This window comes from Klebsiella sp. w6 (genome assembly GCF_033100215.1).
GTDB classification, from domain to species: domain Bacteria; phylum Pseudomonadota; class Gammaproteobacteria; order Enterobacterales; family Enterobacteriaceae; genus Klebsiella; species Klebsiella variicola.
Window position 1 is genome coordinate 2702552 of record NZ_CP136907.1, and the last position, 13265, is coordinate 2715816.

At 48.8% G+C, this 13265-nt stretch carries 15 protein-coding genes; 8 read left to right on the top strand and 7 right to left on the bottom strand.

Annotated elements, in window-relative coordinates:
• Window positions 1–18: 18 nt before the first annotated feature.
• Window positions 19–1071 (bottom strand): LacI family DNA-binding transcriptional regulator, encoded by a 1053-nt coding sequence (locus R0140_RS13305; RefSeq protein ID WP_032730998.1) that lies wholly within the window; start codon window positions 1069–1071, stop codon window positions 19–21.
• A 217-nt stretch (window positions 1072–1288) separates the two neighbouring features.
• Here R0140_RS13305 and R0140_RS13310 point away from each other — a divergent pair, with 217 nt between their 5' ends.
• From R0140_RS13310 to R0140_RS13345, 8 genes are all read left to right on the top strand, one after another.
• Complete coding sequence (locus R0140_RS13310; protein WP_023322630.1) at window positions 1289–1726, top strand: PTS sugar transporter subunit IIA; 438 nt, start codon at window positions 1289–1291, stop codon at window positions 1724–1726.
• A gap of 11 nt (window positions 1727–1737) precedes the next feature.
• The gene (locus tag R0140_RS13315; RefSeq protein ID WP_012968203.1) at window positions 1738–2004 is read left to right on the top strand and encodes a PTS sugar transporter subunit IIB; all 267 of its coding nucleotides are present in this window, start codon (window positions 1738–1740) and stop codon (window positions 2002–2004) included.
• 30 nt (window positions 2005–2034) lie between these two features.
• Window positions 2035–3297, top strand: a complete 1263-nt coding sequence (locus R0140_RS13320) for a PTS ascorbate transporter subunit IIC (protein WP_012968204.1) — start codon at window positions 2035–2037, stop codon at window positions 3295–3297.
• A gap of 23 nt (window positions 3298–3320) precedes the next feature.
• Window positions 3321–4001, top strand: coding sequence for a D-allulose 6-phosphate 3-epimerase (gene alsE, locus R0140_RS13325; RefSeq protein ID WP_012968205.1), 681 nt, complete (start codon window positions 3321–3323; stop codon window positions 3999–4001).
• Window positions 4002–4114: 113 nt separating this feature from the next.
• Window positions 4115–4585, top strand: a complete 471-nt coding sequence (locus tag R0140_RS13330) for a PTS sugar transporter subunit IIA (RefSeq protein ID WP_012968206.1) — start codon at window positions 4115–4117, stop codon at window positions 4583–4585.
• Window positions 4586–4642: 57 nt separating this feature from the next.
• A complete protein-coding gene (locus tag R0140_RS13335) occupies window positions 4643–4954 on the top strand; it encodes a PTS fructose transporter subunit IIB (protein WP_004179922.1) in 312 nt (103 codons plus the stop codon).
• A 42-nt stretch (window positions 4955–4996) separates the two neighbouring features.
• Window positions 4997–6103, top strand: coding sequence for a PTS fructose transporter subunit IIC (locus R0140_RS13340; RefSeq protein WP_023322628.1), 1107 nt, complete (start codon window positions 4997–4999; stop codon window positions 6101–6103).
• A gap of 185 nt (window positions 6104–6288) precedes the next feature.
• Entirely contained in the window at window positions 6289–6909 is a 621-nt protein-coding gene (locus R0140_RS13345; protein WP_023322627.1) for a LysE family translocator, read from the top strand.
• Window positions 6910–6967: 58 nt separating this feature from the next.
• On the opposite strand, the gene R0140_RS13350 is transcribed toward R0140_RS13345, so the two are convergent.
• The 6 genes from R0140_RS13350 to R0140_RS13375 form a co-directional block, all read right to left on the bottom strand.
• Window positions 6968–7588 (bottom strand): helix-turn-helix transcriptional regulator, encoded by a 621-nt coding sequence (locus R0140_RS13350; protein ID WP_317704046.1) that lies wholly within the window; start codon window positions 7586–7588, stop codon window positions 6968–6970.
• Window positions 7589–7715: 127 nt separating this feature from the next.
• Window positions 7716–8228 (bottom strand): fimbrial protein, encoded by a 513-nt coding sequence (locus tag R0140_RS13355; RefSeq protein ID WP_022065809.1) that lies wholly within the window; start codon window positions 8226–8228, stop codon window positions 7716–7718.
• Between the two features lie 10 nt (window positions 8229–8238).
• A complete protein-coding gene (locus R0140_RS13360) occupies window positions 8239–9246 on the bottom strand; it encodes a fimbrial protein (RefSeq protein ID WP_286125801.1) in 1008 nt (335 codons plus the stop codon).
• Window positions 9247–9280: 34 nt separating this feature from the next.
• Window positions 9281–11815, bottom strand: a complete 2535-nt coding sequence (locus tag R0140_RS13365) for a fimbria/pilus outer membrane usher protein (protein ID WP_317704047.1) — start codon at window positions 11813–11815, stop codon at window positions 9281–9283.
• 28 nt (window positions 11816–11843) lie between these two features.
• Window positions 11844–12521 (bottom strand): fimbrial biogenesis chaperone, encoded by a 678-nt coding sequence (locus tag R0140_RS13370; RefSeq protein ID WP_032735625.1) that lies wholly within the window; start codon window positions 12519–12521, stop codon window positions 11844–11846.
• Between the two features lie 57 nt (window positions 12522–12578).
• Window positions 12579–13109 carry a fimbrial protein gene (locus R0140_RS13375; protein ID WP_032735624.1) on the bottom strand — a complete coding sequence of 177 codons (531 nt, stop codon included), beginning with the start codon at window positions 13107–13109 and terminating at the stop codon, window positions 12579–12581.
• Window positions 13110–13265: the final 156 nt, after the last annotated feature.

Consider the following 13265-nt stretch of genomic DNA (forward strand, 5'->3'; position numbering starts at 1 on the left):
GCAAGCCACGGATGGCGGTTATACCGCGGTACTGGCCCGGACTTTGAGTACTGACGGAATTTCAATAAACTTTTCACAAGGTTTATCGTTGAGCAGGTCGAGAAGCGCTTTCCCGGCCTTCACCCCAATGTCATGCCAGGGAAATTCAACGGTTGTCAGGGCAGGGGAACAGACTGTCGATAATACCCCGCCGCCTAAACTCGCAATGGCTACGGTATTGGGCACTTTGATCCCGGCGCTGTGGCAGGCCATCATGCATCCACACGCCATTTCATCCGATGTGCAAATTAGCGCATCCAGATCGCCCCAGGTGATCATCATATCCTTGAAAATATTCACCCCTGTGGCAATGGTGGAAGGCAAATGAGTGGTCACTACCCGATGCGGAGAACGGTTAAGGGCCAGCATCGCCGTATTCCAGCCGCTCAGGAGCTGGCGAAACATTGTATTGTTGGCCGGGGTACACAGTAACGCGATATTTTTTAATGAGGCGTCCGCCAGGTGGGTCACGATCTGTTTCACAGCCTTACCGTAATCCACACCGATGCACATGCCAACAGACTGCGTATTTAACGCGCCAATTTCCAGGATAGGCACATCTACGTTGGCCAGCAGCTGGGTACAGCTCTCAATGGTGTCGATATTAAACTGAATAATCGCTGCCGGGTTATAGGCGAGCATTTTTTCAAACGTTTTTTGTTCGCTTTGGCCGTCATGACCGGATTCCATAAACATCATGGTATAGCCGCGTTCAGTCAGGATCTTTTGTAACGCCTCCGACACCGGCAAAAAACCTGGCGAAGAGAAGGTGGGGACGACGGCCAGAATGAGATCGGAATGGACCGACGCCAGATTACGCGCCTGGAGATTGGGGACATAGCCGAGTTGGCTTACTGCCGCATCAATACGGTCGCGAAGGTCAGGGTTGACTTTTTCAGGCATTCTCAGCGCACGCGAGACGGTCATGGCGCTCACGCCGACAAACTCAGCCACTTCGGTCAGGGTTATCTTCCCAGTTCCCTTACGACGTTTTTCTTTCGGGCTATTGTCTGCGTCTAGACTCTTCACCAGGATCACCAACCGTTTGAAAAATAAAAAGTAACAAAAGTAAATCGTTGATACACATTATAACTTACCACAGCGAGGGGGAAAGCACATTATAACCAGTGTTAGCGGTAACTCATTTTTTAACATTTTTGCTTGTTAGCGCTAACTTTGGGAGGTGTATCACAGTTGCATTTTATTTAGCTGTTTATAGTTCAGCACATGGGACCCCTCGGGAGTGCATATGATTAGAGACTGGTTAACCCCGGATAAAATTAATGTCATTAACTCAATAGATAACTGGAAAAATGCCGTTCGACTCTCAGCAGAACCTTTGCTGGCGCAGGGGTATATGGCAGAGCACTATATTGAGGCGATTTTGAAAAGCCATGAAGAACTTGGGCCTTATTATCTATTAGCCCCGGGATTAGCAATGCCCCATGCCCGCCCTGAACAAGGTGCATTGAGGAATGGATTATCGCTCCTTCATATTAAAGAGGGCATATCATTTGGCTCAACGGAGAACGACCCGGTATACGTGATTATTATGCTATGCGCTCGTTCCGGGAATGAACATATCACGATGATCGGTGAACTGGCAGAACTCTTTAGCGATCAGCAAAAGCTAGAACGATTGTTAAAAGCCGATGATATTAAGGCAATTCAGGCTGTTATTGACTGAAGGAAAAGAGAATGAAAAAAGTACTCATCGTCTGCGGCAATGGTTTAGGCAGCAGCTTTATCGTTGAAATGAATGTCAAAAAAATTCTTGCCGAAATGAATAAAGAGGCTGAAGTCGCGCATACCGACCTGACGTCAGCGAAAAGCGAAACGGCGGACCTTATTCTGAGCGCCAACGATATTGCCGAACATTTAGTTGGTCATTCCGCAAAGGTTGTTGGATTAAGTAATTTACTCGACAACAATAAAATCAAAGAGATTTTAGCAGAACACATTTAAGCAACGGCTTTCTGAACCGTGGAGTTTAATATGCTTCATTTCCTTATTTATGATGTGTTAGGGACACCGGCAATTCTGGTTGGATTGTTTTCTCTGATCGGTCTGCTGTTGCAAAAAAAAGGAATTTCAGATGTTATTTCAGGAACACTGAAAACCATCATGGGCTTTGTTATTTTAACGGCAGGCGCCGGTATCATTGCCTATACATTAACCATTTTTAGCCAGCTGTTTGAACATTCATTTCATATTCAGGGGGTGGTCCCTAACACCGACGCGATGGCCGCGCTGGCGCAGAAGAATTATGGCACGGAAACCGCCACAATCATGGTGTTGGGCATGTTGATCAATATCGCCCTGGCGCGTCTGACGCCATTAAAGTACATCTTTTTAACGGGCCACCACACGCTCTATATGGCAGCGATGCTGGCGGTGATCTTGTCAGTCGGGGGATTGTCGGGGGGGTGGGTGGTGGCCATCGGGGCGGTGATTCTCGGCGCGATGATGGTGATCTCTCCGGCGATCTTGCAGCCGTTTACCCGTAAAATTACCAATACTGACGATCTGGCTCTCGGCCATTTTGGCTCTATTGGTTATCTGCTTTCCGCGCTGGTGGGCAAAGTCGTCGGGAAAGGTAGCCCCTCGATTGAAGAAATTAAAGTGCCTAAGTCACTCAATTTTCTTCGCGACTCGTCGGTGGCCATCTCTCTCACCATGATGATTCTGTTCCTGGTGTTGGTGGTCGTCGCGGGCAAAACCTTTGTCGAGGAGACACTGAGTGCCGGTCAGAATTTTATTATCTTCGCCATTATTCAGTCCCTCACTTTTGCTGCGGGGGTTTATATCATCCTCGCCGGTGTGCGGATGGTGATTGCCGAAATTGTGCCAGCGTTTAAAGGTATTGCAGACAAATTAGTGAAAGATGCGAAGCCGGCGCTCGACTGCCCGACGGTGTTTCCCTTTGCTCCAAATGCCGTCATCGTCGGGTTTCTCGCAAGCTTTGTTGCAGGCCTGGTCAGCATGTTCCTCTGCCCGCTGTTCGGCTTGAGCGTCATCGTCCCGGGGCTGGTGCCTCATTTCTTCTGCGGGGCAACGGCTGGCGTTTACGGCAACATCACTGGCGGACGTCGCGGGGCAGTGGTGGGGGCATTTGCCCACGGCCTGCTCATTTCGTTCCTGCCGGCCATCCTTTTGCCAATGATGGGAGATATGGGCCTGGGTTCTACAACCTTTGGCGATGCAGACTTTGGCGTTGTCGGCATCGTTCTGGGGCATATTATCGCAATGTTTAACTAACTATTTATTATCGGAGATGGTTTATGAGCGCGAAATTTTCACCCTCACTGATGTGCATGGATTTAACGCAGTTCAAAGAACAGATCACGGCAATGAATAAAAAAGCGGATTTTTATCACGTTGATATAATGGATGGTAATTACGTCCGCAATATCACACTGTCTCCCTTTTTTATTGAGAACCTGAAAAAAATCACTACCGTTCCCATCGATGTCCATCTGATGGTGAACCATCCGGAAGATATTATTCCCATGTGTCTCGAGGCCGGCGCCGATATCATTAGCTTTCATCCCGAGACGGCGAATAACAAAATTTTCCGCCTGCTGAATCAGATCAAGGATGCAGGCAAGCAATGCGGGGTGGTGTTGAACCCGGCGACACCGGCTGAAAGTATTGCTGAATATGCGCACCTGTTGGATAAAGTGACGGTCATGTCAGTTGATCCGGGCTATGCCGGACAAAAGTTTATTCCTGAATCGCTGAACAAGATAAGAAAGCTCATCAGTATGCGCAAAAATAATGGCTATCACTATCTGACAGAAATTGATGGCTCCTGCAATGCAAAAACGTTTGGCCAGATTGCCGAATCCGGTGTGGATGTCTTTATCGTAGGGACATCGGGTCTGTTTTCTCTCCATGAGGATGTCAGCCAGGCATGGGACAGAATGATCGAGATTTTCCAGCGTGAAACCGTCGCTGCCTAATTAATTTTTTTACGAACCACAGCATATATTTAAAAAAAATTAAAAGACCTGCATCACGCAAGCGATGCCTGCTCTGTTATTCAACGACCACTCTATATGAATGCGGGTGAATTATGGATATTTCGACAGTGCTTAATGTTAAAAACATCAAGTTAAATATGACCGCCAGAACGAAAGAAGAGGTGATAGAAGAACTCACCGATTTACTAGTACAGGATGGTGCGGTGACTAATAAGGAGGACTTTATTCGTGATGTCTGGTTACGTGAGGAGCAAGGCTCTACCGGTTTTGAAAATCATATTGCGATCCCGCATGGCAAATCTTCCGGTGTTTCCCGTACCGCATTAGCCATCGGACGCACGCAACATACCATTCCCTGGGAGACCATGGATGGCAGCGATGTTCGCTGTATTATTTTATTTGCGGTTTGCCTGGTGGATCAAAATGCCACTCATATTCGCCTGTTAGCGCAAGTGTCCGGGTCACTGGCTGACGAAGACATTATCGCTAAATTACTGGTTGAATCTGATCCATATAAAATCATTGCGCTTTTCAATTCAGAAACTGAAAGCACCGAAGCGTAATATGTAGTTGTTAACATTCTTTTATATCATTATTAAATGAATTAACGGAGAATCGTGATGAATATTGTCGGAGTTACCGCCTGTACGGTGGGGATTGCACACACCTATATTGCTCAAAAGAAAATTGAAACAGCCGCCAAAAAAGCCGGTCATAACGTTAAAATCGAGACCCAAGGGACCATCGGCATTGAGAATCAGTTAACCGCTGATGAGATTGCCATGGCAGATATTGTTCTGCTTGCCGCGGATGTTAAAGTGACGGGAGAAGAACGGTTTGCGGGTAAGAAAGTGGTCAAAGTCGCCACGGAAACGGCAGTGAAATCCCCTAATAAACTGATTGAAAAACTCAGTGAAATAGTCAATTCATAATTTTATTTCGGCCTGCTGACTCTATACTTAAGGGCGTAATTTATGTCTCTAAAACAAATATGGCAAGCAGCAAATCCTAAAGGACATCTGCTGACCGCTATCTCATTTCTGATCCCCATTGTCTGTGGTGCTGGGTTTATTATTGCCATCGGCATGGGGCTTGGTGGAACGGTGCAGGACACGTTAACGCCGGGGCAATTTGATTTATGGCAGGCGATGGCCACTCTGGGCGCTAAGGCGCTTGGGCTGTTGCCGGTAGTCATTGCGGTGGGGATTTCCGGCTCGATTGCTGGCAAGCCGGGCATCGCACCAGGATTTGTTGTCGGGCTGGCGGCGAACACCATCAGCGCAGGCTTTATCGGCGGGATGATCGGTGGCTACATTGCCGGCTATATCGCGCTGGCGATCATCAAAAACGTCAAGGTGCCTGACTGGGCTCGCGGTTTGATGCCAACGTTGATCGTGCCCTTTTTTGCCTCCATTATCAGCTGCCTGATTATGGTCTATATCATTGGTACGCCTATCGGTATCTTTACGGAAGCGCTGACATCTTTCCTGAGAAGTATGGGCACGTCATCGAATCTTGTGTTGGGCGCAGTGATAGGCGCTCTGTGTATTGTTGACTTTGGCGGCCCGCTTAATAAGACATGCTTTGCCTTCGTTCTCACGCTGCAGGCGCAGGGAATAAATGAGCCGATTACCGCGCTTCAGTTAGTTAACACCGCAACGCCTATTGGTTTCGGCCTGGCTTTCTTCATTGCTAAGCTTCTGCGTAAGAACATCTATAACAGTGAAGAAGTGGAAACCTTAAAATCGGCGGTTCCAATGGGGATTGTTAATATCGTTGAAGGCTCTATCCCGATCGTCATGAACGATATCGTCCGCGGTATCGCCGCCGCGGCCATCGGTGGCGCGTGCGGTGGCGCAGTCACCATGGTGTATGGTGCGGATGCCACGGTGCCTTTTGGTGGGGTACTGATGATCCCCACCATGTCACACCCGATGGCTGGCATTATGGCCCTGCTGGTGAATATTGTTGTTACCGCCACGGTTTATGCTGTCATCAAAAAAGATATTCCGCGTGATGTGCTGGTTACTCATGATCACGAAGAAGAGGATATCGACCTTGATGATATTAAAGTGAGCTAACTTACCCCCGTATTATTTTATCAATGGCGTTGAGCTAGTCCTGCAAATCAGCCCATAACCGAGGGGTCCTTAGTTATGGGCTGAGTTGCGTCAGGTAGACGGCTGGGTAAAAGTGGAGCAGGGTGAACATTGTTGTTGCAAAAATGTGAATGCTTCAGTAGCCTTGTCTCTTTCGGAGACAGGAAATGCTCGTCACTGATTCACTTCTTGCTTACACCCTCGCAGCCACACTGCTTACCCTGACGCCAGGTCTTGATACTGCTCTTATTCTCCGCACGGCGACCGCTGAAGGGGGACGCAAAGCCTTGCATGCCGCGTTAGGCATTGATCTTGGATGCTTTATCTGGGGCGCGCTGGTGGCCTTTGGTTTAGGTGCGCTACTGGCGGTTTCTGAGTTGGCTTATACCTTATTGAAATGGTGCGGAGCAGGATACCTTTGCTGGCTGGGCATCCAGTTGCTCCTGCGCCCACGCCAGCAATTTAACCCCAACCCGACCGAATCAGATTCCACGAGTAACTGGTTCCTGCGTGGGATGCTGGGGAATGTGCTTAACCCCAAAATGGGCGTCTTCTACGTTTCGTTTTTGCCCCAGTTTATCCCTGCCGGGCATTCACCGATCAACTGGACCTTTCTCCTGGTCACCATCCATGTATTGATAGGGACGCTGTGGTCGTTAACGCTGATTACCGCCACTCGCTATGCCGCCGGCATCCTGAAAAAACCAGCCGTGGTGAAATGGATGGACCGGACAACCGGCTGCCTGTTTCTGCTATTTGCCGCGAAGCTGGCCATGAGCCGCCGGTAGTCACGCAGGGGCGTATGCCCCTGTATCAGTTGTTTTTATCACCTTTGCTATCATTGAGTTATATATTTATAAAGCCACCTGGCCAGGCGCAATTTTTGGTCAGTTTATTGAGCAGGAGCATTAGCTCATGATCGTTGCGTAAGTTAAATTTTCTCATGACCATATATTTATGCGCATAGACCGTTTTCTCACTAATCATGAGTTCGTCTGCAATTTGCATGACCGACATCCCCTCATATAAACAGGTCATGATGCGGATCTGCTGTGGAGACAGCCTGGTGGGCTGGCAATCACAACAGGACATGGATGACTGTCGCGTATTTGTCTGCTGCAGCCGGTGCCAGGCACCGTGCAATGCTGTACGTAACCGCGTGACGGAATCCCGACGAGAAATAAAGATAATATCCTGAAAACAAGAGGGTAAAGCCGTAACACGCGTATCATCATCAACAACGCCAATCACAATCCCTTTTTTTCGCTCCTGCAGTTCAGGACAGCAAATAAAACACTCTCCTGGACATAATGCCAGCACAATGACGTCCGCTACCTTCACACTTTCCGACGTAAAGTTAAAATTGAAGTCAACTTTGGTATTGTGTTGGGAAAAGAAATCACTAAATAGAAAGGTCAGCCCACGCTGAAAGAGGGTATCCGGCTCTTTTATTACAATATTAACCATTTACCATACCGAAACATAATAGCTCTCCTGAATGTGGGTAATAGATGCAGTATGTACTATCACCCGGTTAGTTCCCTGAAGAGGAAAACGACTAGCGCGCATTGGATCCTCTATAGCCAGCGGCCAGTCAGTTGTACTGCATTGTCAAAACGACGACAGCGCGAATGGAACCTGGTGTCGGTCTTCCTGCCACAGAAGTGACCATCGCTTTCATCGGCATCTTCGCCGTTCTGTCTGCGGCAATATTTTGGGTGATGCTGGATCCATTGCCCATTAACACACCCGTGGTGGCATCAGACATAGCAATCGCCACGCGGGTGGCCGTGCCGCTGTTTTGGTAATAATTCATGCCCGCTTCCGGGTCAGGCGTTCCGCTAAAACGTGTCGTCACACTCAGCGTACCCGGCGGACAGCTGGTAAATAGCAGGTTAAAAGAAACCGGATCGGACGAAGATCCAGGTGTGAACATATTTGTTGCCTGGATATTACCAAGATCGATATTCATATTTGAATTTCCACCGTTAAAAACGCAGGGTGCTGCGATAATACGGCCTGTGACTTTAATATCTACATTGTCTGCCGACAGCGCAGGTAATGCTGTTGCGCATGCCATCAGCAAGACTAGTATATTCATTTTCATTTAACAGCCCTTATTGATAGGTAAGGCTCAGCGTTGCGGACGCGTTTGCGATGCCGGTGGTTACCGTTGTATTGGTCTGATAATAGCGTGCTGTTAATGGGAACATCTCCTGGCCACCCGTGGTTCTCTTCAAAACCAGATTATTGCCAAGGGTGAGGGGAGTATTGTTATAAACCAGCTGCACGCCAACCCCACGGGCGACGCCTGCGCTGCCCTGACCGGTTAATGCCAGCACGGTATTATCGCTGACGTCGGGATTTTGTGGCCCGGTGAGCATGACGTTAATATTGGCTCCGGCATCGCAGTCCAGAATGAGATTCTGCGTCTTCTGCGCATTAGCGGGCGTTGTGCCTACCGCAGAGCCGAATTCACTAACCAAGACGTCCCCCAGTTCAAATAAAATATTCGATGTTTTTACCGCACATGCCACCTGGGTAATAGATCCGGCCCCCGCATTCACAGGTATCTCAGGAGCTTGTTCTCCGCCGAGATATTGCATTGTGAAGGCGACAAACGATGCAAGTTGTCCCGTCACTGAGCCGGATGTAATATCACCAATCTTCCAGAATTGTATAACCGGCTGATAGTCATGGCTAACTAACTCTCCAGGGTTTGATGACCAACTGGACAATGAAGCGTTACCGCGGTCAATATAATCGGTGCCGCTATAAGTCGAAACGCCTGCTTTGGAATTCATATAAAAGCCGAAAGAAATACCCACCCCAGGCACATTGGTTTTATAAACGCGCCGCGCCCCGTACGTCGCGACATAGGGTAAAACCCCGCTTTTCATCCCTGAGCTTGACCCTTCATTGCCGGTTGTAATGCAGGAATAAGCATGTGCTAAGGAGCCATATATCTCATTGCTGATTGCTTGCCCAACGGGGACATCGCGCTGAACGATAATATTGCCATAATCCACAGTATAGGGAGAGCCGATGAAATTATAGTTACAGCAGATGCCACTCAAGGGAAACAACAAAGCCAGCATTAATAATGCAGATCGGAAAAGTCGCATGTCTATGCACCTGATTTAAAAATTCAGTTCAACGTTAACGGCAAGCAGCAGTATCGATAATCACATCGTTATTCAGCTTCGCCATATTAATCGAATAATGCACCCTGCAGGTGTTTGCGGATTGATTTCCCCATTTCACGGTCAGGTTGACCTGGGGATCCAGGCCCGTCAAATACACCTGACCGCTTTCGCCAACGATAAAGCTGCTGTGTTCTGCACCTTCAATGCTGGCAATTGCACCAAACGGTACCCACTGGCCGTTTTGCTGGGTCAAGGTCATCAACATGCGAACGCCTACGCTTGCCAGATAGTTCGCCCTGACAATCGCGCCACGCGTCGGGACCACGGTTTTGACCGTTTGTTCTAACTCAACGTTAGCCGGCAATGTTTCAGTGATTAATGACACATCATTTTTGCGATAAGGCATTAAGTTAGAGGCAAGCGTGTATCCGCGATAATCGGTTGTCGCGCCGGTCATATTCTGGATTCCTACACCGGCAGCCCCGGGGGCAGCAATCAGCACGTTGGTTTCACCCAGTGGCTGAGAGAACGTCACGCCATTGGCATGCGCAACCACGCCTCCCTGAATCCCATAATTCAGACGGTCGGTATTTTTGTCATAGCTGTACCCGGCCGTCAGTTCGCCATAGGTGCCTCGATAATCACCATTCATATTGCCGGTATAGGCCACGTCGTGAGTGCCGTAACCCTGTTGAATATTCCAGTTAAGCGCATTATTTGGCATCGCAACGCCATTCAACCCAACGCTGTGTGTCGTACCGTTATGCTTGCTGGCATTCATGCCATAGTTTGCCCATGTCTGCGGCAAGAGTTTTTCCAGCGGGATGCTGATATTTAGCGCCAGCATCTGGTTTTTACCGTCGCTCTGGTGATCGCTGTACGATCCCGTACTACCATTCCTGCTCAGGGTCCATGTCAGACCGTAACTGATACTGTGCCAGTAGTTGTTATACCCAACGCTCCAGGATTCCATCGCCTTACCTGAATTCCAGTAATCTTCATGCGAGGCGTTCAGCATCACCGATCCCAGATTATCTCCCAACCCCTGGCTCAACGTCAGCTCCGCACGGTTGCGGCGTCTATCCTGGAGCGCATTACTGTCACCATAAGAATCAAGGACCTCCTGCATGCCATAGTAGCCGCTGGTCGAATAGCGGTAGCCGGCAATCGCAAAGTTAGTGCCTGTTGAAGCAAAATTTTTACTGTATCGAGCCCGCCAGGATTGACCGTTGGATTTCGGCATATTGTACGGCGTGGACCAGCCCTGGGTGATGTCGCTGGAGATAGCGCCAAAGTCACCCATGTTTTTACCCACGCCCGCGGCAAGCGACTGATATTTACTCGACTCCTGCAATCCACCGTAAAACGTGAACCCGTAGGGCAAGCCGAGAATAACGCTCATCTGGCCAAAGGGTGTCTTATCCACGCTGCCGTTGTACGAACGATATTGGCCGCCTGTTAAAGCATATTTTATTCGGCCTTCACGCTGTAATACGGGAAGTGAGGCAAATGGCACGCTAAAGTGCTGCTCGCTGCCATCAGCCTCTTTAATCGTGACATCAAGATCGCCGGCGCCGCCGGTAGGATACATGTCCGTAATTTCAAACGCGCCCGGCGCCACAAAGCTCTGGTAAATCTGATAGCCATTCTGGCGGATGATCACCTGGGCATTGGTCCGGGCGATACCACGCACCACAGGGGCATAGCCCTTAAGGGAGTCGGGCAGCATGTCATCATCGGAAGCAAGTTGTCCTCCCCGGAAAGGCATACTGTCGAAAACATCTGCCGGGGCAGAACTGTCACCCAGTGTGAGCTGCGACTTTAACGGGATTATCGTACGTTGTGCATAGGTATAAACCGTGTCCCAGGCATCGTGCCCCTGTGAATCTCGCGACCAGGTGGTGTAATTTCTTAACCGCCAGGGGCCGATGTTTACTCCCGGACGCAGGTTGGCATACTGGCTATCACTGTTGCTGCTGTTGTTATTTTTGGCCCAGTTATTCGCCCCACTCAGACTGTAGTTAAGCAGGGCGGCGTTAATCCCTTCATCCCAGCGATCTGGTGGCACCGATCCACGAGCTTGCGCTGAGATTGCCGCTTGCGGAATGCTCAATACCAGACGCTGCATGGCAAACTGGAAATCTGTACTGGCCTGAGGAATGGCGGACAGGTTCGCACAGGAGGTTTCGCCCTTTAACGCAGGAAAAAGTCCAGTCTTGACTCCCCAGCTTGCTAATTGCTCAATGGATAAACAGGGGACTAATTTTTCTTCATCGCCACGCTCTTTCAGCAAAACAAACATAATATCGCGGGTATCGACTAACTGATCGTCCAGGACGACATCAACATGATAATTCCCGGGGGCTTGCGCACCAGATTCAAAACCTGAAAGATCGACTCTTTCTGTCCCTGGATTATCCAGTTCAACCAGCTCTGGGTTAAAAAAATCGCGACTATAGCTATTTTGTGTAGTACCGAAGAGCGCGATGGTTATCAACAATGCCAACCGTGGAGATCGTACTTTTATATAATCCATTGCCATCATCATAAATCCCACTCAGTGTCTTTTCGCCAGCCTACAGACTGGCTTTGTGTTCTGCCCCGGGACTGCCATAGTCATTGATAATTTTGAATGTCACTGGCCCGCCCGTTACGCCGGAGGGTAAATCAAACATCGCCGTACTGCCGGGTAATACATAACTGACATCAGGCACTCTTTTACCTGCAAGCGAGATTTCATTAAAATTCATGACATGCTGAGTCGGATTGTTTACCTGTATTTTATTCCCTACGCGTTGCCAGCGTAATTTATCGGCCTGTTCTTCAGGGGAGGCGCCTTTCATCGTCGCCGGCCGGTAGATGAGTTTAATTCGGGTTTTAATGGCAATTTGCAGCGTATTGTCAACTTGAGATGCGGAGGGTATAGCTTTTATATTAAGCCAAAACAGACTCTCTTTATCCTGAGGTAATGCGCCGGTGGCAACAATGCGCTCGACGTTTTGTTGCCCATTATTCAGTCGATATAACGGCGGGGTAATAATAAAAGGTGCCTTCCCGACCCCATCACCCGGCGTTTCAATCCATGACTGGATAAGATAGGGGGTGTTACCCGGGTTGTTTATGCTAATAGAAGCTTCTTTTTTATTACCATCAAAAATGACGCGCGTGCCACCAATAACGACACCCGCCTGAGCAAAAGATAAGCCAATACTCATTATCGTGGTGGTGAGCAAGATACTGCGAAGAACATTCATTTTAGACCTCTAAAACATGGGGCCGTATCGACCCCATCAGGTTTTCTGAACAGAAAATCAGTTATATACAATGGAGAAGTTAGCAACGGAGTTGGCCGTACCCGGCGTTACTGATGCCGTGGTGGAGATATATTGCGCATAGAATTTCAGCGTATTGTCCTGGGTGCTGCTAAGCACGTAGTTATAGCTGTTCTCACCGTGCAAAGGCAGATCGACTTTATCGGCAGTCATCAGGTTAATCGCCACCCCTGACGCCGCACTGGAGGCTGAGGTATCAATAGCCAGCAGGTTAGGGTTGGTCAGATCGGGGGGGCCATCAAAGCGTACTTTTGTCGAAGTTACCGTGGTTGGACAGTTTTTAAGCACAATATTAAAATCTTTTGCAGCCGCTTTTGTGCCACTGTTCGGGAATTCACTTTTATAAAAATTACCGAGGTTAACCTGCTGGTTTTGCGATGCCACATCGACTTCACAGGCAGTATCCAGAATGTTCCCAACGAAATTTACGGTGCCAGCGGCAGCAAAAGCGTGAGATGTTGACAGCGCTGCAGTTGCGGTCAATGCAACTAAAATAAGACTTTTTTTCATTACTCTGTTTCCTTATTAACTTTGTATACCACTCGTATTCAGGCAATAGGGTGCCGAGGAGCGTATACACTCTTTATATACCGGTGCCTTTATTTTACTGTGCAGCATGGCAGCCATAATTAATTACGGTAAACCCTGAACTGTTCTGCTGACTGG

Bases quoted from the DNA above. Each gene is read 5' to 3' on its own strand.
- R0140_RS13315 (WP_012968203.1), top strand. From the start codon at position 1,738: ATGAAAAAAGTACTCATCGTCTGCGGCAATGGTTTAGGCAGCAGCTTT.
- R0140_RS13340 (WP_023322628.1), top strand. From the start codon at position 4,997: ATGTCTCTAAAACAAATATGGCAAGCAGCAAATCCTAAAGGACATCTG.
- alsE (WP_012968205.1), top strand. From the start codon at position 3,321: ATGAGCGCGAAATTTTCACCCTCACTGATGTGCATGGATTTAACGCAG.
- R0140_RS13355 (WP_022065809.1), bottom strand. From the start codon at position 8,228: ATGAAAATGAATATACTAGTCTTGCTGATGGCATGCGCAACAGCATTA.
- R0140_RS13375 (WP_032735624.1), bottom strand. From the start codon at position 13,109: ATGAAAAAAAGTCTTATTTTAGTTGCATTGACCGCAACTGCAGCGCTG.
- R0140_RS13330 (WP_012968206.1), top strand. From the start codon at position 4,115: ATGGATATTTCGACAGTGCTTAATGTTAAAAACATCAAGTTAAATATG.
- R0140_RS13335 (WP_004179922.1), top strand. From the start codon at position 4,643: ATGAATATTGTCGGAGTTACCGCCTGTACGGTGGGGATTGCACACACC.
- R0140_RS13350 (WP_317704046.1), bottom strand. From the start codon at position 7,588: ATGGTTAATATTGTAATAAAAGAGCCGGATACCCTCTTTCAGCGTGGG.
- R0140_RS13365 (WP_317704047.1), bottom strand. From the start codon at position 11,815: ATGATGATGGCAATGGATTATATAAAAGTACGATCTCCACGGTTGGCA.
- R0140_RS13370 (WP_032735625.1), bottom strand. From the start codon at position 12,521: ATGAATGTTCTTCGCAGTATCTTGCTCACCACCACGATAATGAGTATT.
- R0140_RS13310 (WP_023322630.1), top strand. From the start codon at position 1,289: ATGATTAGAGACTGGTTAACCCCGGATAAAATTAATGTCATTAACTCA.
- R0140_RS13320 (WP_012968204.1), top strand. From the start codon at position 2,035: ATGCTTCATTTCCTTATTTATGATGTGTTAGGGACACCGGCAATTCTG.
- R0140_RS13345 (WP_023322627.1), top strand. From the start codon at position 6,289: ATGCTCGTCACTGATTCACTTCTTGCTTACACCCTCGCAGCCACACTG.
- R0140_RS13360 (WP_286125801.1), bottom strand. From the start codon at position 9,246: ATGCGACTTTTCCGATCTGCATTATTAATGCTGGCTTTGTTGTTTCCC.